At 52.2% G+C, this 23,772-nt stretch carries 21 protein-coding genes and 2 pseudogenes; 17 read left to right on the top strand and 6 right to left on the bottom strand.

What is annotated here, in order from left to right:
* Positions 1-102: 102 nt before the first annotated feature.
* Positions 103-945 carry a fructosamine kinase family protein gene (locus tag KB236_04150; GenBank protein UIF29929.1) on the bottom strand — a complete coding sequence of 281 codons (843 nt, stop codon included), beginning with the start codon at positions 943-945 and terminating at the stop codon, positions 103-105.
* A 22-nt stretch (positions 946-967) separates the two neighbouring features.
* Positions 968-1,819, bottom strand: a complete 852-nt coding sequence (locus KB236_04145) for an N-acetylmuramoyl-L-alanine amidase (protein ID UIF29928.1) — start codon at positions 1,817-1,819, stop codon at positions 968-970.
* Between the two features lie 385 nt (positions 1,820-2,204).
* On the opposite strand from KB236_04145, the gene hisS reads away from it, so the two are divergent.
* The 8 genes from hisS to KB236_04105 all read left to right on the top strand — a co-directional run bounded on the left by hisS (position 2,205) and on the right by KB236_04105 (position 11,518).
* Positions 2,205-3,500 (top strand): histidine--tRNA ligase, encoded by a 1,296-nt coding sequence (gene hisS / locus KB236_04140; protein ID UIF29927.1) that lies wholly within the window; start codon positions 2,205-2,207, stop codon positions 3,498-3,500.
* Positions 3,501-3,524: 24 nt separating this feature from the next.
* Positions 3,525-5,315 (top strand): aspartate--tRNA ligase, encoded by a 1,791-nt coding sequence (aspS, locus tag KB236_04135; GenBank protein UIF30286.1) that lies wholly within the window; start codon positions 3,525-3,527, stop codon positions 5,313-5,315.
* 262 nt (positions 5,316-5,577) lie between these two features.
* Positions 5,578-6,108 (top strand): peptide-methionine (S)-S-oxide reductase MsrA, encoded by a 531-nt coding sequence (gene msrA, locus KB236_04130; protein UIF29926.1) that lies wholly within the window; start codon positions 5,578-5,580, stop codon positions 6,106-6,108.
* Positions 6,109-6,221: 113 nt separating this feature from the next.
* Positions 6,222-7,097, top strand: a complete 876-nt coding sequence (locus KB236_04125; protein UIF29925.1) for a YitT family protein — start codon at positions 6,222-6,224, stop codon at positions 7,095-7,097.
* Positions 7,098-7,386: 289 nt separating this feature from the next.
* Positions 7,387-8,502 carry a CDP-glycerol glycerophosphotransferase family protein gene (locus tag KB236_04120; GenBank protein ID UIF30285.1) on the top strand — a complete coding sequence of 372 codons (1,116 nt, stop codon included), beginning with the start codon at positions 7,387-7,389 and terminating at the stop codon, positions 8,500-8,502.
* Between the two features lie 35 nt (positions 8,503-8,537).
* Complete coding sequence (locus tag KB236_04115) at positions 8,538-9,347, top strand: ABC transporter permease (GenBank protein ID UIF29924.1); 810 nt, start codon at positions 8,538-8,540, stop codon at positions 9,345-9,347.
* A gap of 19 nt (positions 9,348-9,366) precedes the next feature.
* Positions 9,367-10,587: a CDP-glycerol glycerophosphotransferase family protein gene (locus KB236_04110; GenBank protein ID UIF29923.1), complete on the top strand. Its 1,221-nt coding sequence runs from the start codon at positions 9,367-9,369 to the stop codon at positions 10,585-10,587.
* Between the two features lies 1 nt (position 10,588).
* Positions 10,589-11,518, top strand: a complete 930-nt coding sequence (locus KB236_04105) for a deoxyribonuclease IV (GenBank protein ID UIF29922.1) — start codon at positions 10,589-10,591, stop codon at positions 11,516-11,518.
* 484 nt (positions 11,519-12,002) lie between these two features.
* On the opposite strand, the gene KB236_04100 is transcribed toward KB236_04105, so the two are convergent.
* On the bottom strand, positions 12,003-12,830 hold the full coding sequence (locus KB236_04100; GenBank protein ID UIF29921.1) for a kinase/pyrophosphorylase: 828 nt from the start codon (positions 12,828-12,830) through the stop codon (positions 12,003-12,005).
* A 193-nt stretch (positions 12,831-13,023) separates the two neighbouring features.
* On the opposite strand from KB236_04100, the gene rpsU reads away from it, so the two are divergent.
* Positions 13,024-13,212, top strand: coding sequence for a 30S ribosomal protein S21 (gene rpsU / locus KB236_04095; protein UIF29920.1), 189 nt, complete (start codon positions 13,024-13,026; stop codon positions 13,210-13,212).
* Between the two features lie 79 nt (positions 13,213-13,291).
* On the opposite strand, the pseudogene KB236_04090 reads toward rpsU, so the two are convergent.
* The 3 genes and pseudogenes from KB236_04090 to KB236_04080 all read right to left on the bottom strand — a co-directional run bounded on the left by KB236_04090 (position 13,292) and on the right by KB236_04080 (position 15,161).
* A pseudogene (locus KB236_04090) lies at positions 13,292-13,462 on the bottom strand (oxidoreductase).
* Positions 13,435-14,210: pseudogene (locus KB236_04085) on the bottom strand (IS5 family transposase). The pseudogenes KB236_04090 and KB236_04085 overlap by 28 nt, the downstream one beginning before the upstream one ends.
* Before the next feature lie 39 nt (positions 14,211-14,249).
* Positions 14,250-15,161: a zinc-binding alcohol dehydrogenase family protein gene (locus tag KB236_04080; GenBank protein ID UIF30284.1), complete on the bottom strand. Its 912-nt coding sequence runs from the start codon at positions 15,159-15,161 to the stop codon at positions 14,250-14,252.
* Between the two features lie 209 nt (positions 15,162-15,370).
* On the opposite strand from KB236_04080, the gene KB236_04075 reads away from it, so the two are divergent.
* The 8 genes from KB236_04075 to glyS all read left to right on the top strand — a co-directional run bounded on the left by KB236_04075 (position 15,371) and on the right by glyS (position 23,602).
* Positions 15,371-15,817 (top strand): GatB/YqeY domain-containing protein, encoded by a 447-nt coding sequence (locus KB236_04075; GenBank protein UIF29919.1) that lies wholly within the window; start codon positions 15,371-15,373, stop codon positions 15,815-15,817.
* Between the two features lie 307 nt (positions 15,818-16,124).
* The gene (locus KB236_04070) at positions 16,125-17,111 is read left to right on the top strand and encodes a PhoH family protein (protein UIF29918.1); all 987 of its coding nucleotides are present in this window, start codon (positions 16,125-16,127) and stop codon (positions 17,109-17,111) included.
* The gene (gene ybeY / locus KB236_04065) at positions 17,111-17,599 is read left to right on the top strand and encodes an rRNA maturation RNase YbeY (GenBank protein ID UIF29917.1); all 489 of its coding nucleotides are present in this window, start codon (positions 17,111-17,113) and stop codon (positions 17,597-17,599) included. The genes KB236_04070 and ybeY overlap by 1 nt, the downstream gene beginning before the upstream one ends.
* Positions 17,577-17,975 (top strand): diacylglycerol kinase family protein, encoded by a 399-nt coding sequence (locus KB236_04060; GenBank protein UIF29916.1) that lies wholly within the window; start codon positions 17,577-17,579, stop codon positions 17,973-17,975. Before ybeY ends, KB236_04060 begins: the two co-directional genes overlap by 23 nt.
* Before the next feature lie 12 nt (positions 17,976-17,987).
* Positions 17,988-18,893 carry a GTPase Era gene (gene era, locus KB236_04055; protein ID UIF29915.1) on the top strand — a complete coding sequence of 302 codons (906 nt, stop codon included), beginning with the start codon at positions 17,988-17,990 and terminating at the stop codon, positions 18,891-18,893.
* A 17-nt stretch (positions 18,894-18,910) separates the two neighbouring features.
* A complete protein-coding gene (gene recO, locus KB236_04050; GenBank protein UIF29914.1) occupies positions 18,911-19,720 on the top strand; it encodes a DNA repair protein RecO in 810 nt (269 codons plus the stop codon).
* A gap of 883 nt (positions 19,721-20,603) precedes the next feature.
* Positions 20,604-21,527, top strand: a complete 924-nt coding sequence (glyQ, locus tag KB236_04045) for a glycine--tRNA ligase subunit alpha (protein UIF29913.1) — start codon at positions 20,604-20,606, stop codon at positions 21,525-21,527.
* Positions 21,527-23,602: a glycine--tRNA ligase subunit beta gene (gene glyS, locus KB236_04040; protein UIF29912.1), complete on the top strand. Its 2,076-nt coding sequence runs from the start codon at positions 21,527-21,529 to the stop codon at positions 23,600-23,602. Before glyQ ends, glyS begins: the two co-directional genes overlap by 1 nt.
* The last annotated feature ends 170 nt before the right edge of the window (positions 23,603-23,772 follow it).

The raw sequence follows: 23,772 nt of genomic DNA, 5'->3' as shown, positions 1-23,772 counted from the left end.
CATTCTCAATGGAATGCTGGCTATTTTAGCGACATTAAGTCGCCATAAAGTGTAAAAGTTCGGAAGAATATAGCTTTATTCGTCGGACTGGATAGCCTTCAATTACCCTCGAGCCAACGTCTGGTCGACCGCCTCGCCGTAAGTCTCTCCAAATAAATTGAGGTGGGCGAGCAGGTAATAGAGTTGGTAGTGTGGTAGTCGTTCCGTGTAGCCGGCGGTCAGGGGATAGGCATCCTGATAGCCACGATAAAAGTCGGCGGAAAAGCCGCCAAAGATTGTTGTCATGGCGAGATCGAATTCCCGGTCACCGTACAAGACGTCCGGGTCGATCAGGGTTGGGGTCCCATCGGTGGTGAACAGGTAGTTGCCGGCCCAGAGATCACCGTGGAGCAAGGATGGTTGAATCTGCCGACCCTGATTCTCGTCGATAATGGCTTGCCGCACCCGGTCGTAAGCGGCCTGACGGGTGGGACTCCACAGCCCATGTTTTTGTGCGCGGGCCACCAGTGGGTCGAGTCGTTGCTTGAGATAGAAGGTCGTCCAGTCGCTTTGCCACGTATTATTTTTGGGTAGCTTGGCGACTAGATTACTCTGATCGAAACCAAATTGATGGGCCGTGAGACGGTGAACGCGGGCGACAGCTTGGCCCAGGTCATACTGGCTACCATCGCCAATCTCTAGAAATTCCAGGACCAGGTAAGCGTCGTGGTCGATCTCGCCGGTCGCAATGACTTCGGGGACGTTGACGGCTTGGCCGAGGGCCTGCAAGCCCGCCACCTCGTGTGCGTAGAAGCTTGCCGGTTGACCGGGCTGGACGAGTAGGAAATAGGGGCCTTCGGCGGTTTCCAACCGGAAGGCTTCATTGATATCACCACCGGAGACGGAATGAGCTGATGTAATGGTGGGTAACGGCAATTGGTTAAGCCAGGCCGATGTGAGTTGCATGTCAAGATCTTCTTTCTATAGATTAGGATTGTGAACTGAAGTAGGCGCTCAGACCCTTAACGACTCGGGTGGCCACCTGCTTTTGGTATTGCGGACTGCTAATGGATTTGAAATCTTTTTTCGTATTAATATAGCCCATCTCCAAGAGAAGTGCGGGCCGACTGTTGTCCCGAATGACTTCGAAGTTTCCGTATTTGATGCCGCGATTGGTCAGGCCAAGGCCGCTCATTTCATCGTTGATGTCTTCGGCCAACCGGTAGGAAGTCCCTCGGTGATAGTAGTAGGTCGTAGTGCCGGAAGCCAGGTTGTTCGTCGGCGAAGAGTCAAAGTGAAAGCTGATAAAGGCGCTGGCCTGGTTCGTATTGGCGAGGGCCGGCCGATCAGCGAGGCTGACCGTCTTGTCGCTGTCGCGGGTCATGATGACGTGGGTGCCCCGGGCCCGTAACTGCTTGGCGACTTGCTTAGCCATGGCGAGCGTGTAGGTCTTCTCGTCATGTTTCTGGTCAATCGACAGGGCACCAGAATCACTTCCACCGTGGCCGGGGTCCAAGACGACCGTGGCTTCCGACAGACTGGTGACTTTTTTGAGGCTACCCGGATGATCAACCAACCAACTGGCGACCCAGCCGAAATGGTTCTGGCTATCGCGAACGTGGTACCAGTTGCTCTTTTCGCCCAGGATGGTCAGGCGACTGTTCGGCTTGACCTTGTGCGTGACTTTATAGGTAAGGCCGGGACCGTTACGGAGATTGAGATTGCTAACGGTGGCGGTGACGGAATTATTGCGGGTAAAGCTGATTAACAGCCCCCCGGCAATCAAGAGAATCACTAGCGCGGTCACGATACCCGGCCAGTTGCGTGGTTTAAAATGCATGCTGAATACTCCTTCATCAAATTAGAGTCAATTATACCACGAAAGGTTTTCAACACCTTTAAGATTTATGAGCGACGCCTTGACTTTTCACAACAGGTTCAGTAAGCTTAGGAAGAATAAAATAGATTGCCTATGAGGAAGAATAGTAAGGAAAAGCCTGCTTGAAGAGAGACCGCGTTGCTGGGAGCGGTTAGTGGTGTGACCCTGAAGACACTTCTGAGGCTAATGGCGCTTGCGTCATTCGTTTGCAACGTTATCCTGCAGAGAACTTTAAAAAGGTGGTACCGTGCATACCTGCGCCCTTGTCAATTGACAGGGGCGTTTTTTATGCTCTGAGGAATCCATCCACGAAGGTTCGTTGCGGGCGTAGAAAGGGAGAATGCTCATGCGTTATCAACGACCAAAGGGAACGGCCGACATCTTACCAGGCGAGTCACAGACCTGGCAATTCGTTGAAGCCACCGCGCGCCAGTTGTTTGCTAACTATCGCTTCGAAGAGATCCGGACACCAATGTTCGAAAACTTCGAAGTCTTCTCACGGACTTCCGGGGATACCTCGGATATCGTGACCAAAGAAATGTACGACTTCAAGGACAAGGGGGATCGGCATTTATCCCTACGTCCTGAGGGGACGGCCGGTGTGGTTCGGGCCTTCGTCGAAAACAAGCTTTACGGACCAGAAACCAACAAGCCTTACAAGGTCTACTACATGGGCCCCATGTTCCGTTACGAACGGCCACAGTCCGGTCGGCAACGGCAATTCCACCAAATCGGGGTCGAAGCCTTCGGGAGTGACGCGCCGGAATTGGACGTGGAAGTCATTGCGCTGGGGATGAATCTGCTGAGTAAGTTGGGGTTGACCCACTTGCGGTTGGCCTTAAACACCCTGGGTGACAAGGAAACCCGCGACAATTACCGCCAAGCACTGATCGACTTTCTGGAACCACACTTTGACGAGTTGAGCGATGACTCCAAGGTCCGGTTGCACAAGAATCCATTGCGAGTCTTGGACAGTAAGGATAAGCACGACCAAGAAATCGTGGCCGATGCGCCATCCATCCTGGACTTCCTGACGCCGGATGCCACGGCACACTTTGACCGGGTGAAGGCGAGCCTCGATGCGTTGGGCATTGCCTACGACGTCGATGCCACGATGGTGCGGGGCTTGGACTACTACAACCATACCATCTTTGAAATCATGGCTGACTCACCAGCCTTAGGTGAAGGTTACACGACCGTCTTGGCCGGTGGCCGGTACAACGGCTTGGTCAAGGAACTTGGCGGTCCGGAAATGCCCGGTGTTGGGTTTGGCCTCGGTGTTGAACGCCTGGTCTTACTGATGCAGGCCGAAAAGGTTGCGATTCCAAACGATCACCCGCTGGACGTTTACGTCGTGGGGATCGGCGATGATACGTCGTTAGAGACGCTCAAGCTGGTTCAGGCCATTCGGCACGCCGGTTTGACCGCCGATCGCGACTATCTGGCCCGCAAACCGAAGGCCCAATTCAAGACGGCCAACCGGTTAGCAGCCAAGTACACCTTAACTATTGGTGACCAAGAGTTAGCCAACCAAACGGCTAATTTAAAATCCATGGAATCCGGCGAAGAAGTTAGCGTACCTTTAGCTGACGTCTACCAAGATTTCCAAAACGTTGTGAACACTAAGTTTGCGGCAAAATAAGAGGGGATAAGCATGGAAAAGAATTTGAAACGTACCACGTATGCCGGCTTAGTCGATGAACAGTACCTCGACCAAACCGTTGTGTTAAAAGGCTGGGTGCAAAAGCGCCGGGACCTCGGGAGCTTAATTTTCATTGATCTTCGCGATCGTGAAGGTATCGTTCAATTGGTCTTCAGTGAAGAATACGGCGAAGACGCCTTGGCCGTTGCCGACCAATTACGGAGCGAATACGTCATTGAAGTTCAAGGTAAAGTCGTTGCTCGGGCACCTAAGGAAATCAACCCAGACATGCGTACTGGGAAGGTTGAAGTACGGGTTACCGGCATCAACCTGTTGAACAAGTCCAAGGAATTGCCGTTTGAAATCAAGGATGGCGTCAACGCTTCCGATGACCTGCGGCTTCAATACCGGTACCTGGACCTACGCCGGCCAGAAATGCAAAAATCCTTGATGCTGCGTAACCGGATCGTCCAATCCGTGCACAGCTACTTCGATAAGAACGGCTTCATCGACATCGAAACGCCGGACTTGACCAAGTCCACGCCTGAAGGGGCCCGGGATTACTTGGTTCCTTCACGGATCTACCCCGGCCATTTCTACGCCTTGCCACAATCCCCACAACTGTTCAAGCAATTGTTGATGGGTTCTGGCTTCGATCGGTACTACCAAATCGCTCGTTGCTTCCGTGACGAAGACTTGCGGGGCGACCGGCAACCTGAATTCACGCAGATCGACTTGGAAACGTCCTTCCTGACGGCCGAAGAAATCCAAGACCTGACTGAAGGTCTGATTGCCAAGGTCATGAAGGATACCTTGAACGTTGACGTGAAGTTACCATTCGAACGGATGGACTGGGACGATTCCATGGCGCGCTTTGGGACTGACCAACCGGATGTCCGCTTCGGCATGGAATTAAAGGACCTGTCGACTATCATGGCCAACACCGACTTCAAGGTCTTCTCCGGCGCCGTTGCCAACGGTGGTCAAGTCAAGGCTATCGCCGTTCCTGGTGGAGCCGATAAGTACAGCCGTAAGGACATCGACAAGTATGGTCAGTACATCGAACGTTTCGGGGCCAAGGGCTTAGCCTGGATGAAGGTCACCGATGATGGCTTCAGCGGCCCAATCGCCAAGTTCTTCAAGGAAGGCGACTGGTTCGACCAGATTACGGCCGCTACCGGTGCCAAGAGTGGCGACCTATTGTTATTTGCCGCTGACTCCAAGCGGGTCGTTGCCCAAACGTTGGGTTACCTGCGGGTAGCCATTGCCAAGGAACAAGACATGATCGACGAGAACAAGTGGGCCTTCCTCTGGATCGTCAACTGGCCACTGTTCGACTACGATGTTGACTTGGAACGCTGGGTCCCAGCGCATCATCCATTCACGATGCCGGCCGAAGGGGACGCCCACTACTTAAACGACGGCGAAGACCCACACAAGGCCTACGCACAAAGTTACGACATCATCCTCAACGGTCTGGAACTCGGTGGGGGCTCTATCCGGATTCACACCCGCGAGTTACAGATGAAGATGTTGAAGGCCTTAGGCTTTACGCCGGAACGGGCCGAAAAGCAATTTGGCTTCCTCCTGAAAGCCTTAGACTACGGGTTCCCGCCTCATGGTGGTCTGGCCATCGGGTTGGATCGTTTTGCCCGCTTGTTGGCTAAGCGCGACAACATTCGTGACGTGATTGCCTTCCCAAAGAACTCGAAGGCCACGGAACCAATGACCGAGGCGCCAAGTACGGTGGCGGACAAGCAATTGCTTGACCTAGACCTCTTGATTGCCAAAAAAGAAGAAACCGACCAAGATTAAGATGCGTCTCATTAAACGTCGACTGTAGCTGCAGTCGGCGTTTTTTGATTACCCACAAATACGTTGCCAGTCAACGGTAAGGCGGCCAGTATGCGACTAGCCTATTATCATGGACGGTATCCTTGTCATACTACAGATTCTAGCTGCTTTCTAGCTTTCAACCTTCAGTTTTTATCATAAATCCTAATAGTTACCAGTAGGTTCCTTGACGTTATCTGCTAAAAGGCGTTCAATGGAAATATTAGAAAATGGAGTGATTGATATGAGTCAACAAATTGAAACAGCAACATTTGCCGGTGGGTGTTTTTGGTGCATGGTTAAGCCCTTTGACACCTTTCCTGGCATCGTGAAGGTGCTGTCCGGGTACACCGGCGGGACCGTCACTGATCCGACCTACGAACAGGTCAAAAGTCAGACGACGGGACACACCGAAGCGGTTAAAATCTGGTTCGATCCTAGTGTGGTGACGTATGACCAGTTAGTTACGTTATATTGGCAACAAACCGATCCGACCGATGATGCCGGCCAATTTCAGGATCGCGGGTCCAACTATCGGCCCGTCATCTTCGTCAATAGTGCGGCGCAGGCGGCCACTGCGGCGGCTTCCAAGGCGGCATTGCAGGCTCGCGAACAGTTCGACAAGCCGATTGTGACGCGGATTCAGGTGGTTCAGCCCTTCTTCGTGGCCGAGGAACGTCATCAGCAATTCTATAAGAAGCAGTCGGCTCGATTCGAGGAAGAAGAGGCCGGGGGACGTGCTGCCTTCATCGACCAGCACTGGCAGAATCATTAGAAGTCGCTAAAAGATACGCATTGCCGTGGCCGTCAACCGGGATAAATGCTATACTAAGCCGAGCATAGTATGAAATACGGCAAAAGAAAGTAAGCGAGGTTGGGGTTTAAATCATGGATGATGTGCAGCAGTTGTTGAAACGGCATACCTATACGGCGAAATTCTCCGTAGCGTTCTTTTACGGCGTCTTGGTGTCGATTGCGGTGAACTTTTTCTGGACGCCGGGGCATATTTATTCCTCCGGTGTGACCGGGTTGGCGCAGTTGGTTAACAGTTTAACGGCGGGACTGGGTGCATTTCACATCACAACAGCCCTGGGGTTATTTCTGATTAACATTCCGATGTTTGTCTTGGCCTGGAAGCAAATTGGCAAGTCTTTTACCGTTTTTACGTTTATCTGTGTCCTGTTCGCGTCCGTCATGATTCGGGTCATTCAACCCGTCCATCTGACCAGTGATCCCATTATCTGTGCAATCTTTGGGGGCGCGGTCAACGGTTTCGGGACCGGTTTTGCCCTGAAAAACGGCATCTCCACTGGGGGACTGGATATCATTGGCATCGTGTTGCGGCGGAAGACCGGCCGTAGCATGGGGACCATCAACATTGCCTTTAACAGCCTGATTGTTATTAGTGCCGGCTTCGTCTACGGCTGGCCGTATGCCCTGTATTCCGCGTTGGGTCTGTTCGTGAACGCCAAGGTCATCGACATGACGTTTACCCGCCAACAACGGATGCAGGTCATGGTCATTACCGACCGGCCCAAGACGGTGATTGATAGCATTCAGAACCACATGCGGCGCGGGATTACCATCGTCCACGGCGCTGAAGGTGCCTATCGCCACGATGAGAAGACGATTCTGTTTACGGTGATTACGCGTTATGAAATGGATGAACTGGAAGTTGCCATGGAAGAATCCGATCCGCACGCATTCGTGAGCATCTCGGATACGATTAAGGTATTGGGACACTTCTATGAGCCGAAATGGTAAGACGTGCAGCGGTGAGGGTGACCCCATCGCTGTATTTGTTTGGGCGAAATGGTCCCTCTACTTATTACTAATGTAAAATCGGGCCATTTTGTTGCATGATTTGGAGAATTTTTTTCTAAACGGTCGAAATCAGTCCAAGGACAGCGAAATTTCCGGTCATTTCTTAAAGGTTATTAAATTTCTCTAGGTTCGTGACGGAGATGTGGTATAATTCTCGGTGTTATGGACAGCGAAAATAAGTGATATTGGTGATAGCGTGAAAGATATTTATTTATGGTTAATCCGGCTGATGTCGGGAGTGAGTGGTTGGCGCGGTCAACACCGCTTTGTCTACCTGATGAGTTTTGGAGACAATCTGGCGTTTATTCGCGCGTTGGCTCAAGCGTCACCGGTTGAACAACCGTTAGTCGTGTTTTACCGACCGCAACAGGAACGGGCGGCGCAACGTTTAGCGCGGTCCGGAATTGATGTGCGGCCATTTCGCGACAATCTTGAGTTTGTCTTCACGGGGATTCCGGTGATTATGCAGGCTCGGGTGCTGTTCTGCGACAACTATTATGCGTTTTTGGGTGGCTTGCGGCATCCGCGGCGCATGCGGATCGTGCAGGTCTGGCATGCGGCGGGGGCCATTAAGCGCTTCGGGTGGGACGATCCCACCACGGCGCAGCGCTCGGCTAGTGACCAGCGACGGTTCCAGGCGGTATATGACCACTTTGATGAATACGTCGTCGGGTCACCGGCCATGGCGGAAGTCTTTGCGCGGAGTTATCGGGTGCCAGTGGACCGCATGCAGGTGCTAGGGTATCCTCGCTCGGACCGGTATCGTGATCCCGAATGGCAGCGGCTCTCGCGTGAGGCGGTAGCCGAAGCGGCGCCCGAATTGATCGGTCACCGGGTGATTCTGTACGCGCCGACCTATCGTGAGGGCGTGACCTTCACTCCGCCGACCGGTCTGGCAGCGGCGTTAACGGCCGATCCGACCGCTAAAGTCGTGGTCAAGGTGCATCCAGCCTTGAAAGACGGTGCTCAGACGCTTCAGGCGCAGCTGGGCCAGCAGGTCGTCGTGACCGAGTCACTCAGCACCACCGACCTGTTGAACGTGGCGGAGACGGTCATTACGGACTATTCCTCCGTGGCGTTTGACTACAGTCTGGTGCCCAATGCGCACAGCCTCTTGTTCTTCCTGTTCGATCTGGACGACTACCGGCGTGATCCGGGAGTTCAGCCGGATCTGGAGGACTGGTTGCCGGGGCCAATCATTAAGACGACGGCCCAGTTGGCGGCGGCCATTCAGGCCGATGCGCCGACCGATCTGACGCAGTTTAACCAACGGTGGAATTCCGCCAACGATGGTGCGGCAACCCAACGCGTTGTGGCCCGCTATGCGGCGCTACTCGCGAAGTAAGCATCAGCGATTAAAATTTAAAGGAGTGCAGTGCCTTGAAAGAGGTCATGACCTTATTCAAAGAACAAATCTCGAGTGTCGGAATTATTTTTCGGATTTCGCGCTACGAGGATCAAGCAAGTTATCAGAGTCATTACTTAGGTTTAATGTGGGAGTACTTATATCCCTTGATTCAAATTGGGATCTACTGGCTCGTCTTCGGTGTCGGTCTGAAGCACGGCCAACCGATTAGTGGGGTGGGCTACCTGCCTTGGATGGTCATCGGGATCTCACCGTGGTTCTTCATGAACCGGGCCACGTTGGATGGCTCCAAGAGTATCTACCAACGGGTCAACATGGTAGCGAAGATGAAGTTTCCTGTCTCCGCATTGCCGACGATTAAGATCGTCAGCAATCTGAGTTCCTTCTGGACCATGATGGTTTTCACCATCTTCATCGGCTTGTTGAACGGGGTTTACCCGAAGGTCGCTTGGTTCCAGTGGATCTACTACTTCTTTGCGATGATTTGCCTGTTAGTGGCTCTCGGGATCTTCAACTCCTGTATCAGTGTGCTGGTGCGAGACTACCACATTCTCTTACAATCCGTGATGCGGATGTTATTCTACGTGTCCGGGGTGCTGTTTAATTTCGTGACGCCGTCGTTCCCAACACCGTTCATTCACTTACTCGAATTGAACCCGTACTACTACATCGTGGCGGGCTTCCGGGAATCCTTCCTGGGAACTGGCTGGTTCTGGGACAAGCCGATGTTGACGTTAGAATTCTGGCTGTTCGTGTTCTTCTTACTGCTGGTGGGTTCTCACTTGCACTACAAGTTCCGGTCACGCTTTGTTGATTTAATCTAATTGAAAGGAGCAACCTCAAATGGCGAACGGTTTACGCAAAATCACGCAGTCATTGAAGCTAGTTGCTCGCTATGGGCTCATCGTGTTGAACGATGGGCTTATTTGTTTACCCATCAAACGGCGACTAGTGATGTTTGAAAGTTTTAACGGAAAGGACGTCAACGATAACCCGGCGGCTATCTACCGCGCGTTAGTGGCGGCGGACCCGCGCTACCGGGAGACGGCCTACTTTAGTGTCAAACCGCGAACGTATGCGGCTCTAAAGGCACGGTATCCGGAGATTCGCTTGGTGAAGCGGTTCACGCCCAAGTGGGTCTGGCTGATGGCCAGAGCGCAGTACTGGGTTCTCAATTCTCGGCTACCAAACTGGTGGCGGCCTAACCGGCGAACGCGTACCATCCAGACCTGGCACGGCACGCCGCTGAAGAAGTTAGGTGCCGATATCGAGCACGTTGCGATTCCCGGGACCAGTACGGCCGATTACCACCAACAATTCGTGACGGCTTCTTCACGTTGGGACTATCTGATTGCCCCGAACCAGTATTCTCGTGATATTTTCAAACGAGCCTTTGGCTACCGGGGGCACTTCCTGACGATTGGTTACCCCCGCAATGACGTCCTATACACGGACGATCGGCCCGAACGGATTGACGCATTACGCCAACGGTTGTTGGGTCAGGTAACCGGGCCCGTCGTGACCTACGCGCCGACCTGGCGAGACGACATGGCGGTTCGACCCGGCGTCTATCGGTTTGATCTACCCTTTGACTTGGGCGAGTTCTTCCAGCACGTCCCGGTCGGCACCCACCTGATTATTCGGCCGCACTATCTGGTCAAGGACGCTGTGGACATCCGCGGCTACGAGGACCGGGTGACGGTTTTGGCCGATACGGATATCGCTGAGCTATACCTGGTGAGTGACCTGTTGATCACCGACTACTCTTCGGTGATGTTTGATTTCGCCAATCTCAAACGGCCGCAGTTGTTCTTTGCTTACGATTTAGCACACTACCGGGATCAATTGCGCGGCTTTTATTTCGACTATCAAAAAGAAATTCCGGGGCCGCTGGTCACCACCGCCACGGCCTTCTATCAGCAATTGGATGAATGGCAACGGCAGGGGGGCTTTCCCGCCTATCGCCAGCAACAGGCGGCATTTTACCAGAAGTTCTGTTCTTGGGAAGACGGTACGGCGAGTCAACGCGTGGCCCGCTTGATTATCAGCGGAAAGGATGAGTAGCATGGCAGAATTCTTGATAGGTTCACACGTCAGCATGAAGGGTAAGGAAATGCTGCTGGGATCGGCAAAAGAGGCGGCCCAGTATGGTGAAAATGTCTTCATGATTTATACGGGTGCGCCGCAAAATACCCGTCGTAAGCCGATTGACGAGCTTAACATTCCGGCTGGCCGGCAGTTTATGGCCGACCACGATCAACGAGCGGTGGTCATTCACGCGCCGTACGTGGTGAATCTGGGTAATACCATGAAGCCGCAGAACTACGCCTTTGCCGTTGAGTTTTTAACGGCCGAAGTAAAACGCGCCGCGGCCTTGGGCGCTACGCAGATTGTGCTCCACCCCGGCGCACACGTGGGCGCCGGGGTGGATGCCGCCATTGCCCAGATTGCCAAGGGTCTCGACGAAATCTTGGCGGCGGCCGATGAACCCGTGCAGATTGCACTGGAGACGATGGCCGGTAAGGGCACTGAGGTCGGACGGACCTTTGAGGAGTTGGCGGCCATCATGTCGGCAACCGCGGCCAACGACCGGCTATCGGTCTGCTTCGATACCTGTCATACCAGTGATGCCGGTTACGCCATTGGCACGGACTTCGACGGCGTACTGAATGAATTTGACCACGTGATTGGGGTGGACAAGCTCAAGGTCGTTCACCTGAATGATTCGAAGAATCCGCAGGGCAGTCACAAGGACCGGCACACCAACATTGGGCTGGGAACGCTGGGCTTTGACGTGTTGAATTACGTGGCCCATCATCCCCAACTCACCACGGTGCCGAAGATCATGGAGACGCCGGTGATTGGGCCTGACCGCAAGCATGGGGTTAACCCGCACGGCTACGAGGTGGCCATGCTCAAACACCAACGGTTCAACCCGAATTTGGAAGCCGATGTCTTGGCGGACAACCCAGTGGATGCCTATTTGGACCGCTAGCAGAACCGATAAATACGCTAATAACTAAAGGTTGAAAGCTATAAAACAGCTAGAATCCGTAGTGTGACAAGGACACCATCCACTATAATATGCTAGTCGCGTACTGGCCGCCTTACCGTTCGCCAAATTTGGTCTGGATCGCTGTGGGAAGGATCGGGAAAAGCCTGAGGAGCGGTCTTTTCCCTCGCTTTGAGCCGTCAACCCGCGTCTCAAAGACGCCATTTTCCAAGGTAGAACACTTGGAAAATCCCACGGCTGAGACCAAATTTGACTCACTCACGGCTACATGAGGCGTATCCAATTAAGCTGGCCAAGCGTTGCCACGCCAGCGATTTCACCGATTAGTTTAATAGCGATAGATCTTGTCAGCTGGGGACTGGAGCGTGCTCGCAAACTTTCAACCTTTAGGCTAATAAAAAAATCAGGAATCCCGTGACGGGGTTCCTGATTTTTAAATTCAATTTTTTAACGCCCCGTATCGGGCTTAATCCGTCAGAGAATGGGGAATCAAGTCGTAATCGACGCTTTCCATGATTAGCGTAGCCGTTTCTTCAATCGACTTGTTGGAGACGTCAATCACCAGACAGCCAATCTTCTTGTAAATCTTCTGCGCATAGTCCAGCTCCTCACTGATCTTTTGGGTATCGGAGTAAGCGCTATCGGCGGGGAGACCGTAAGAAATCATCCGTTCCTGCCGAATCTTGCGGAGCGCTTCGGGCTTGTTGGTGAGACCAAAGATTCGCTTGGGGTCGACTTGCCACAACTCATCGGGAAGCTGCGTGGTGGGGCCCAGAGGAAGGTTAGCGACCCGGAGATTCCGATTGGCTAGAAAGAGCGAGAGCGGGGTCTTGGAGGTCCGAGACACGCCGAGAATCACGATGTCCGCCTTCAATAAACCGGTCGGGTCCTTGCCATCGTCGTAGGTCACGGCGAATTCCATGGCGGCAATCCGATCGAAGTAGGTATCATTTAAGTTATGGACCAGTCCGGGGACGCCCTTGGGGGTGAGCCCCGTGGCCCGCTGCATGACGCCCATGGCGGGTTGGATGCAGTCGAACTGTTGTAGCTGGTTAGCGGTCGCAAACTCGCGAACTTTTTTGCTCAGCGTGGCGTTAACCAACGTATGGAAGATCATCGCGCGTTGTTTTTTCGCTAAGTTTAGAATACCATCGAGAATTGAGTCCGTTTGAATAAAGGGGAAACGTTGATAGCTGGCTTGCACGGTCGGAAACTGCGAAACGGCGGTCTGGGCCACGGTTAACGCGGTTTCCCCGGAAGAATCGGAAATAATAAAGATCGTAATCTGCGGCATAGCGAGCAACTCCTCTGACATATTTTATGAGTAATTACCCTTAGTTTACCCCCGCTGATAAAACGGTTCAAATTTTCTTTACTTGCGTTGTTGACGCCGTTTGGATGATTATGTATAATAGTTAAGAACCGTTACGCCGGTGGTCAAAAGCTAACCGGCGTTATTACTTGTGCTCGGAGGGAGGGAATTTTATATGGCAAAGACAGTCGTTCGCAAAAACGAGTCTTTTGACGACGCTCTTCGGCGCTTCAAACGTACGGTTTCCCGTAGCGGTACTTTACAAGAATACCGTAAACGTGAATTTTACGAAAAACCAAGTGTGAAGAAAAAGTTAAAATCAGAAGCTGCGCGTAAGCGTAAAGCCAAGAAGAAGCGTTACTAAGCTCTTTTTGCAATTTAACACAAAAGCCGCTGACCTGAATGGGTCGGCGGTTTTTTGTATCTGTTTGTTGTAAATTCGGTTAATTCGTTAAAACAACCTTCCCAATCATCCGGTTCGCCTCGACCAGTGTGTGAGCGGCCCGCAGATTGGCGGCGTTAATCGGCGAGAAGGTCTTGGTCATTGTGGACTTTAGTTGACCGTTGTCTAGGGCCTGTTCTCAAACTATTTCAATAGAATCATGATGGCGCAGATGTATATGGTGGACAAGAAGCTGGTAGCTAGCTTATCGTAGCGTGTTGCGAAGCGTCTAAAGTTCTTCATTTGATTAAAAAAGTCTTCAATCAGGTGACGTTCACAGTAGGTGAAATAATCACAGTCCCAAGGATCTTTGGCATTCTCTTTTGGCGGAATGGTATAGGTCCCATGGGCTGATGTAATTTGGTCTCTTAGCTTTTCGGCACCATATGCTTTATCCGCAATCACGTTTACGTTAGTCAAATCAACAGTTTCAAGTAGTTCAGGTGCCGCAATACTATCGTGTACCTGACCACCTGAAAGCAAGAATTTTAGTGGGTTGCCCAGTCCATCTACTAACGCATGAACCTTGGTGGTAAGGCCACCTCGGCTTCGTCCTATGAATTGGTTGAACTCTGCATTGACTGCGTTTTTTTAGCACCGGTAGCTTTTTGATGAACCCGAATACTGGTTGAATCTAAGCTGATGTTCTCCATGTCTGGATCTTGAGAAAGTTCTTCAAACATTTTTAGAAACAGACCGGAATTTGACCAACGTTGAAATCGGCTGTAAATTGCCTTCCAGTGACCGTAGCGCTCGGGAACGTCACGCCATGCCGCTCCGCTTCGCATCAGCCAGAGAATACCATTGAAAGCCGTTCGGTTATCAATGGTGGCTGGTCGACCGGTACGATAGGCTGGAAACATTGGTTCAATGCGGTTCCACTGTTCGTCAGTTAGTTCATAGCGCTTTGGTATAGTCATGATGTACTCCAATCCGTTTTTGATGGAGTATACCAGAAATCAATGTTTAGGAACAGACCCTAGTAGTTCCCGGACATTCTCAAGAATTTCGTGTTGGCTAATCATATCGGGCGTCTCGAAGAAGGACTTGGTGTACATCCACTCCCAGGCAAAGGTCGCGCGTTTTTGTTTAAGCGCTCGCAAATCAATTGGGTGGTCGTTGCCCGTGATGGAGACGATGTGGCCGCTGGGCTTAATCAAGGCGACGATTTCATCCCAATGCTGATTGAGATTGCTTAACTCGAGGATATAGTCCACGGTTGGGTAGCCCAGCGCGTGAACCTCGTCGACCAGATTTTGACGATGATTGGCGACCACATCCGCGCCGTGAGCCTTGGTCCAGGCAATCGTCTCGGGTCGCGACGCCGTGGCGATGACGGTTAACCCGGCGAGGTGGGCGAGCTGGGTCGCTGTGGACCCTACGCCCCCGGCACCATTGATAATCAGGATGGTCTTGCCACGATTGGCTGCCGTGTCCGTAAGGGAGATGGGAAGCTGCTCGAAGAGGGCCTCCCAGGCGGTCAGTGCGGTCAACGGCATTGCGGCAATCTCGGCCGGACTAAGCGTGGTAGGGGCGTGCCCCACGATGCGTTCGTCGACCAGCTGGTATTCGCTGTCCGCTCCCGGGCGTTTAAACGATCCGGCGTAGAAGACCTGATCACCGGGACGAAAGAGGCTGACGTCAGCGCCCACGGCCGTTACTGTCCCGTAGGCGTCCCAACCGATAACCTTGGGTGTCGCTAGAGTGCCGACCGTTCCGCGCCGAACACTAGTATCGACGGGATTCACTGAAGTGGCCGCGACGCTTACGAGCAGGTCGTGGCCGGTCGGTGTCGGCCGAGGTTCGAAGAAGGTCAATAAACTGTTTTCATTCTCAATGGGTAGATTCTTGGTAAAACCAATGGCACGCATGTCTGGCATGGTAAAGCTCTCCTTCCATAACTGGTTGAATTACTGCTAGATTAGCGCATTCTGCCGGGAAAGACAATGTTTAGGTCACGGACCCTTATTTTTTACCAGAACATCTACCCAGTGTTGGCGATAAACGGGCAACTTCAGCTGACGTTTCTTTCAATTAGGTGTAGACTAATAAATAACCATGTTTTTTAGGAGGAAATGAAATGAGTTTAGAAACCCAACTCAACACTGATTTAAAGACGGCCATGAAGGCCCATGACAAGCTTTCCCTGAACGTTATCCGGATGATGAAGACCGCGCTGACCAACGAAAAGGTCAAGCAGGGCCACGATTTAACTGCCGACGAAGAATTGACAATTGTATCGCGTGAATTGAAGCAACGCAAGGAATCCATGGCAGAATTCGCCAAGGGCAACCGTGACGACTTGGTCGAAGGCGTCAAGGCGGAAATCGCCATCGTCGAAAAGTATGCGCCTAAGCAACTGAGCGAAGACGAAATCGCTAAGATCGTGGCGGACAGCATCGCCAAGGTTTCCGCTAGCGGTATGGGTGACTTCGGTAAGGTTATGGGTGTCGTGATGCCCCAAGTTAAGGGCAAGGCCGACGGTGCTATCGTCAACAAGACGGTTAAGGCCCAATTGAACAAGTAGAGAGTGGACGGGAAACGCGGCGGATTCGCCAGTTTCCCGTTTTTTAAACGGCACGTCGACTGGTTAAGCGGGAAACGCCATGGATTTGGCGGCGTATTTAGTGGCGAAAACCGGCCGATTACCTTAATTGCCCGGATTTCGCGCCGAATCCTTTTACAATCCCCGGCAGTATGCTAAAATTTGACTATTGATACTCGCTAAGGGGGAGACTGTCGGCTTAATTACCAGACAGAACATAGTTGAGGCTGCTGTATCAGCGCCTTATCTCCGCTTAGCGACTAATTTAAACACAAAGGAGCCACCGTATTTGACTGAAAATACAGCGATTGAAAAAGAATATATCTTGGCGCGGCCCGAAGATGAGGTTGCTTTACTGGGTGCCCAGGACCAGTTTGTCACCATCCTGGAAGAGGGCTTACAAGTCACCATTAAGCCCTTTGGTAATTCAATCAAAGTTTCCGGCGCTGCGGATGCAGTCGACCAAACGTTGGCTATTTTACGAAACATGAGTGATCTTTTGGCCAAGGGCATCAAGCTCAACAGTGCCGATGTCATCAGTGCCATGAAGATGGCGGGTAAGGGCACCCTGACGTACTTCAAGGACTTCTATACGGAAACGTTAATTAAGGACGCTAAGGGGCGTGCTGTGCGGGTCAAAAACTTTGGTCAGCGGCAGTATATCGACGCGATCAAGCACAATGACATTACCTTTGGGATTGGACCGGCCGGGACCGGGAAGACTTTTCTGGCGGTCGTCATGGCCGTCGCCGCGCTCAAGCACGGGGATGTCGAGAAGTTAATCATTACGCGGCCAGCCGTGGAAGCCGGCGAGAGTCTCGGTTTCTTACCCGGTGACTTAAAGGAAAAGGTTGACCCGTACCTGCGGCCCATCTATGATGCCTTGTACGCTATTTTAGGGGCGGAACATACCACCCGCTTGATGGATCGGGGCGTCATCGAAATTGCGCCGCTGGCCTACATGCGGGGGCGGACGCTGGAATCGGCCTTTGTCATCTTGGATGAAGCGCAGAACACGACCAATATGCAGATGAAGATGTTCCTGACGCGGCTGGGCTTCGGCTCCAAGATGATCGTCAACGGGGACATCTCGCAGATCGATTTGCCACACAATGCCAAGTCCGGGCTGATTCAGGCCCAACACATCTTGCAGAATGTGGCCCACATTAATTTTGTGACCTTTAACGCCGATGATGTCGTGCGGAACCCCGTTGTGGCCAGCATCATCAATGCTTACGAAGCCAACGATACTAAACCAAATGGAGCTAATAAATAATGGATTTAGAGATTTACGATAAGACTAAAGATGGCGTTCCAGCCAAGCACGTGGACATGATTAAAGACGTTTTGGAGTATGCCGGCAAGTATTTAGAACTAGCCGAGAATACCGAAATGTCCGTGACCCTGATGAACAACGAAGATATTCATCAGATTAACAAGCAATACCGTGGCGTTGACCGGGCCACCGATGTCATCAGCTTTGCGATCGAAGATGACGAGACGGCCGACGATGATTTCCCCCTCGTCATGGACGAAGAGATGGCTGCCGAGATTCCAGAAAATATTGGCGACATCTTCGTTTCCATGGATAAGGTGGAAGAACAGGCGGAGTACCTGGGCCATTCCTACGAACGGGAATTGGGTTTTCTCGTGGTCCACGGCTTCTTGCACTTGAACGGCTATGACCACATGAAGCCAGAAGACGAGAAGGTCATGTTCAAACTGCAAGCCGACATCTTAGATGCTTATGGCCTCAAGCGATAAAAAACAGACCGGCAAAAACCGGGCCTTTGTGCAGTCGTTGGGTCACGCGTGGGATGGCCTACGAGCACTCTTTCACTACGAACGGAACTTTAGAAAACACCTGGCCGTCGGGACACTGGCGGTGATTGTAGGGGTCATTCTACGGTTAACGCTCAATGAATGGTTGTGGCTGGTGCTGGCCATCTTTTTGGTGTTGATTGCCGAGACGCTCAATACGATTGTCGAGGCCGTGGTTGACCTTGTGGTGGGGACGACCTATCATGATCTTGCCAAACGGGCCAAGGACGTGGCGGCGGGAGGTGTGCTTCTGGCCGCCATCTTCGCGGTCATCGTGGGTGCGTTAGTCATGCTACCGGCGTTAAGTCGCTGGTTCTAAGTGGAGGAAAATATGGATAATCCAAATTATAAATCAGGTTTTGTGGCCATCGTTGGCCGGCCCAATGTGGGAAAATCAACGTTTTTGAACCGGGTGATTGGCCAGAAGATTGCCATCATGTCGGATACGGCGCAGACCACGCGGAATAAGATTCAGGGGATCTACACCACCGATGAAGCACAGATTGTCTTTATCGATACGCCGGGGGTCCACAAGCCCAAGAGTAAGCTGGGCGACTACATGGTGCAATCGGCGATGTCGGCGCTAAACGAAGTCGATGCCGTACTGTTCATGATCAATGCCGCTGAGAAGCGGGGGGCCGGGGATAACTTTATCATCGACCGGTTGAAGGGCATCAAGGCCCCTGTCTATCTGTTAATCAATAAGATTGATCAGATTCATCCCGACGACCTGCTATCCGTCATGGATCAATACAAGACGGCACTACCGTGGAAGGCGGTCTACCCAATCTCTGCGTTGGAGGGTAATAACGTCGATGAGTTCTTGACGGCCCTGGTCGATGAAATGCCGCATGGTCCGCAGTACTATCCCGAAGATCAAGTGACCGACCACCCCGAACGTTTCGTGGTTAGCGAACTAATTCGGGAAAAGATCTTCATGCTGACGCGTGAGGAAGTGCCTCATTCCGTGGCGGTTGAAATCGAAAGTATGAAACAAAAGGACGAGGACCATGTCCATATCGAGGCCACGATTATTGTTGAACGACCCACCCAAAAGGGCATCATGATTGGTAAGGGTGGCAGTATGCTTAAGAAGATTGGAACCATGGCCCGTCGCGATATTGAACACTTGCTGGGCAGTAAAGTTTACCTCCAGCTGTGGGTCAAGGTTCAACCGAACTGGCGCGACAAAGCTACCTTGTTGAAGAGCTACGGCTATCGCAAGGACGATCTTTAGACTGAAAGAAAGCGGGGATGACGGTGGCACGTAACGTGACGGATTTTCACGGCATCCTCTTGTTTCGGCGGGACTATGCCGAGCGCGACTTCTTGATTAAATTCTTAACGGCGGAGTTCGGCAAGAAAATGTTTTTGGTGCGGGGCGCCAAGAAAAAGGGCTTCAAGATGGTGGCGGATATTCTGCCGTTTACGGTTGGGAGCTACGTCGGCGACATTGCCGATGACGGGTTGTCCTATATTCGAACGGCACGTGAGACCAGTCAGTTTCAAAATATCAGTGCCGATATCTTTAAGAACGCTTATGCAACCTACATTATGAGTCTAGTTGACGTGGCCTTTCCAGACAGCCAACCGCTGCCGGACTGGTATCATCGCGTGCAGCGTGCCCTGACATTAATCGATGACGGGGTCAACGCCGCTATCGTGACCAATATCATGGAGATTCAGTTGATGCCTGCCTTTGGGGTGGCCCCGCAGTTGCAGGGGTGCGCGGTCTGTGGCCGAAACGATCTGCCGTTTGATTACTCGGAAAGCTATGGGGGGCTGTTGTGTCAGCAGCACTGGCAGCTAGACCCGCGGCGGTTACACTTGAATCAGCGGACAATCTACTATCTGCGGCAGTTCTCGGTGTTGGACTTGGATAAGCTCCACACCATCAACGTGAAACCGCAGACGGAACACGCCCTCCGGCAATTGATGGATGAAATCTACGATAGCCAGATTGGCGTGCACCCTAAGAGCAAGCGGTTCTTGGATCAGATGCAGTCTTGGTCGGCGCGGATGACGATGCCACCGGGCGAGTCGGGACCTGAGTCGCAAGCTTAAGTGAATGAAAGTATGGAAGGACGATGGCGCGGGCTGTCGTCCTTTTTGATGCTTTCTAGATACCATCAAGCTGGATGATTACATTTTAGGGCTATATGCGCATTTAGGACAGTAAAATTTGCGATTTTTTTCGAGTGGAGTTATAATAAAGGCCATGGAGGTGATGATATGTACGGAAATGTGGACTTGAACAAGGCCGTCGCAACGATCGAACGTGCGTTTGGACCACTTGAACAAATATCTATAGAGCTCAGGAAGGAGGCGCAGCATTCTGATGATGTGCTCTGCATTCCCTTCACAAAGGCAACCGCAACGTATTCCGGTAATCCGGGTCTGGCTGCTACGCTGAACCGACTGTTCGATGGCCAAGTCCAGAGACGTGTGGGCTTACGAGTTCTATACTGGTTGTTGCTAGTAAGTACCGGTAAAATAGTGCCAGCAAAGAGGCCGTAAGTTTTCTTGAAAATGTGGCCAACGTAAGAAAATCGATATGATTATATGGAGTAATCAGTCAGTTCGTTAGCACGCTCCGCTGTTAATCTGTCTAAATCCCATTGACAACCCCGCCCCAGACAGCTATCATAAAACACAGTTAAATAAGTCGATTATGATGAATGAGAGTCACGGTGTCACTGGTTTAGCGAGTTCGGGAGAGTGAAAGCCGAATCCAGGGCGGTGTGAGTTGGCACATTCGGAGTCGTTTCCAAGTAAGCTGCTAGTCGCTGACTAGAAGTAGGGTGGAACCGCGAAAATAAAAATTCGTCCCTACGTGAATTTGCCTCGGTGAATTCTCGTAGGGATTTTTTTGCGCGCTTATTTGTTTTAATCGGTCAACCAGCTGGCACTTTGTCGCCTGGCAACCATACAAGGAGGAACTGCACCCATGACAGAAAAACTGTCCATGCAAGCAATCATTTTAAAGTTACAACAGTATTGGTCTGCACAAGGCTGTATGCTGATGCAAGCTTACGATACTGAAAAAGGGGCCGGTACCATGAGTCCCTACACGTTCTTACGGGCAATTGGTCCAGAACCTTGGAACGCCGCTTACGTTGAACCTTCCCGCCGGCCAGCCGATGGTCGTTACGGGGAGAACCCTAACCGGTTGTACCAACACCACCAATTCCAAGTCATTATGAAGCCATCACCCGACAACATTCAGGAACTTTACCTGAACAGTCTACGGGAATTGGGCATCGACCCGTTGGAACATGATATTCGGTTCGTGGAAGATAACTGGGAGAACCCATCCATGGGTTGTGCCGGTGTTGGTTGGGAAGTTTGGCTAGATGGGATGGAAATCACCCAGTTCACCTACTTCCAAGTCGTTGGGGGGATGGAAGTTGATCCCGTCACCTCTGAAGTGACTTACGGGTTGGAACGTTTGGCTTCCTACGTGCAAGACGTCAACTCCGTCTTCGATCTGGAATGGGCCGATGGCGTCAAGTACGGCGATATCTTCAAGGAACCCGAATACGAACACTCCAAGTATAGCTTTGAAGAAAGCGATCAGGACATGTTGCTGCGGCACTTCGACGAATACGAAGCCGAAGCCAAGAAGCAGATTGCGAACGGCTTGGTTCACCCGGCCTACGACTACATCTTAAAGTGCAGTCACACCTTTAACCTGCTGGACGCTCGTGGCGCCGTCTCCGTTACCGAACGGGCCGGCTACCTCTCACGCATCCGGAACATGGCGCGGTCCGTGGCTCGGGCCTTCGTTGCCGAACGGAAGAAGCGTGGGTTCCCGTTGGTCAAAGACGAGAAACTCCGTGAACAATTATTAGCTGATGAGGAGGCCAAATAATGGCACACACATTTTTACTGGAAATTGGTTTGGAAGAAATGCCCGCCCACGTGGTGACGCCAGCGATTAAGCAACTGGTCAAGCGCACGGCGGATTACCTGAAGGAACAACGCGTGGACTATGCGGAAATCAAGCCGTTCTCTACGCCACGCCGGTTAGCCCTCTTAATCAGTGGTTTGGCTGACAAGCAAGAAGACATTAGCGAATCCGTTAAAGGTCCGGCAAAGAAGATTGCCCAAGACGCCGATGGCAACTGGACTAAGGCCGCTATTGGGTTTACGCGTGGGCAAGGTCTAACCCCCGACGATATCACCTTTAAAGAAATTAAGGGGACAGAATACGTTTACGTCGACAAGTTCATCGCTGGTGAACCCGTCGCTACGGTCTTAGCCGGATTGCGCGACATCATCATGGCCATGACCTTCCCGACCATGATGAAGTGGGGCACCCACCATTTCCAATACATCCGACCAATTCGCTGGTTGGTTGCCTTGTTAGACGATCAAGTCATTCCGTTCACGATTCTGGACGTCAAGACCGGCCGGACCACGCGTGGTCACCGGTTCTTGGGGAAAGAAATTGAGTTGGCGACGGCCGCGGACTACGAGGAAAACCTCACCAGTCAATACGTGATTGCCGATGCAGACAAGCGTAAGGCCTTAATCAAGAAACAAATCGATCAATTGGCCGCCGATAACGACTGGACGGTCGATGTCGATGCCGGCCTGTTGGAAGAAGTCAACAACTTGGTTGAATGGCCAACTGCCTTTGCCGGGAGCTTCGACGAGAAGTACCTGACGATTCCCGATGAAGTGTTGATTACCTCTATGCGTGATCACCAACGTTTCTTCTACGCCCGGGATGCCAGCGGCAAGTTATTGCCAGTCTTCATCTCCGTGCGGAACGGCACCGACCACGATCTGCAAAACGTGGTGGCCGGAAACGAAAAGGTGCTGACTGCCCGATTAGAAGACGCTATGTTCTTCTACACGGAAGACCAGAAGAAGACGATCGCCGATTACGTCGACCGACTCAAGTCAGTTAGCTTCCACGACAAGATTAGTACCATGGCAGAAAAGATGAACCGAGTCACGGCCATCGTCAACGTCTTGGCTAAGCACCTGAATCTCAACGATGCCCAGACCAAGGCCGCCGTTCGGGCCAGTGAAATCTACAAGTTCGACCTGGTTACCGGCATGGTCGGTGAGTTTGCCGAACTGCAAGGGGTCATGGGTGAAAAGTACGCCTTACTCAACGGCGAAGATCCAGCCGTTGCGCAAGCCATTCGCGAACATTACGAACCCATCTCTGCCGATGGGGCGTTGCCTGAATCCGTTCCCGGCGCCGTTTTGGCCCTGGCCGACAAGTTCGACAGTATCTTAACATTCTTCGCCGCCGGGATGATTCCTAGCGGGTCCAATGACCCTTACGCTTTGCGGCGTCAGGCCACGGGGATCGTGCGGATTGTCAAGGATCAGAACTGGACGTTACCGGTTGCCGAATTGGCTAGCGACTTTATCGCTGCCGAGACGACCGCTAACGTGGCACCTGATCTGGACCAAGCCAGTCAGATTCAAGCCGTCGTTGACTTCATCAAGGACCGGATCCGGAAGATCTTGCGTTCCGCTAAGCAACGTCACGATATCATCGACGCCGTGACCAACGGGACCAGCAGCGATGTTCTGCGGATCTTCACCGCTGCCGATATCTTGGCGAGTCACGCTGACGACGCCAACTTCAAGGCCGTCATCGAATCCCTGACGCGGGTTATTCGGTTGGCCCAGAAGGCGCCGGCCGAATTGGCAACGGCGACGGTCGATGCCCAACTGTTTGAAAATGACAGTGAAGGCGCATTAGACCAAGGCATTGCCAAGGTTGCCACCGCTGCTGACAAGGGCTTAAACGACCTGTACACGGCGCTGGCTGGCATCCAACCAACGATCGCGGCCTACTTCGAAGCCACGATGGTCATGGCCAAGGACGATGCCGTCCGGAACAACCGTCTGACCGAACTCAGCAAGTTAGCCAACCTCGCATTGGGGCTGGGTGACTTGGACCAATTAATCGTGAAATAACGCGAGTCAATCACAAACAAGAAGTCAGCTCTGAATGGGGCTGGCTTTTTGTTTACGGCCATGACTGCGGGCAATAGGACCGGCCTTGCTGAGAATTTTAGGCCGCAGAGTCGGTGAATCAACGATGGCTTCTGCCAAAATGCCCGTCATTCGGGCGTCAACCAGCAAAC

The sequence above is a fragment of the Levilactobacillus brevis genome (assembly GCA_021383565.1).
Classification (GTDB): Bacteria; Bacillota; Bacilli; order Lactobacillales; family Lactobacillaceae; genus Levilactobacillus; species Levilactobacillus brevis_B.
The sequence above is the reverse complement of the archived record's forward strand: the minus strand, read 5'-3'. Positions and strand labels throughout refer to the sequence as shown.

Coding starts and splice junctions, on each gene's coding strand:
- KB236_04150 (UIF29929.1), bottom strand. CDS start 945: ATGCAACTCACATCGGCCTGGCTTAACCAATTGCCGTTACCCACCATT.
- KB236_04145 (UIF29928.1), bottom strand. CDS start 1,819: ATGCATTTTAAACCACGCAACTGGCCGGGTATCGTGACCGCGCTAGTG.
- hisS (UIF29927.1), top strand. CDS start 2,205: ATGCGTTATCAACGACCAAAGGGAACGGCCGACATCTTACCAGGCGAG.
- msrA (UIF29926.1), top strand. CDS start 5,578: ATGAGTCAACAAATTGAAACAGCAACATTTGCCGGTGGGTGTTTTTGG.
- KB236_04125 (UIF29925.1), top strand. CDS start 6,222: ATGGATGATGTGCAGCAGTTGTTGAAACGGCATACCTATACGGCGAAA.
- KB236_04120 (UIF30285.1), top strand. CDS start 7,387: ATGTCGGGAGTGAGTGGTTGGCGCGGTCAACACCGCTTTGTCTACCTG.
- KB236_04110 (UIF29923.1), top strand. CDS start 9,367: ATGGCGAACGGTTTACGCAAAATCACGCAGTCATTGAAGCTAGTTGCT.
- KB236_04105 (UIF29922.1), top strand. CDS start 10,589: ATGGCAGAATTCTTGATAGGTTCACACGTCAGCATGAAGGGTAAGGAA.
- KB236_04100 (UIF29921.1), bottom strand. CDS start 12,830: ATGCCGCAGATTACGATCTTTATTATTTCCGATTCTTCCGGGGAAACC.
- rpsU (UIF29920.1), top strand. CDS start 13,024: ATGGCAAAGACAGTCGTTCGCAAAAACGAGTCTTTTGACGACGCTCTT.
- KB236_04080 (UIF30284.1), bottom strand. CDS start 15,161: ATGCGTGCCATTGGTTTTACCAAGAATCTACCCATTGAGAATGAAAAC.
- KB236_04075 (UIF29919.1), top strand. CDS start 15,371: ATGAGTTTAGAAACCCAACTCAACACTGATTTAAAGACGGCCATGAAG.
- ybeY (UIF29917.1), top strand. CDS start 17,111: ATGGATTTAGAGATTTACGATAAGACTAAAGATGGCGTTCCAGCCAAG.
- KB236_04060 (UIF29916.1), top strand. CDS start 17,577: ATGCTTATGGCCTCAAGCGATAAAAAACAGACCGGCAAAAACCGGGCC.
- era (UIF29915.1), top strand. CDS start 17,988: ATGGATAATCCAAATTATAAATCAGGTTTTGTGGCCATCGTTGGCCGG.
- recO (UIF29914.1), top strand. CDS start 18,911: ATGACGGTGGCACGTAACGTGACGGATTTTCACGGCATCCTCTTGTTT.
- glyQ (UIF29913.1), top strand. CDS start 20,604: ATGACAGAAAAACTGTCCATGCAAGCAATCATTTTAAAGTTACAACAG.
- glyS (UIF29912.1), top strand. CDS start 21,527: ATGGCACACACATTTTTACTGGAAATTGGTTTGGAAGAAATGCCCGCC.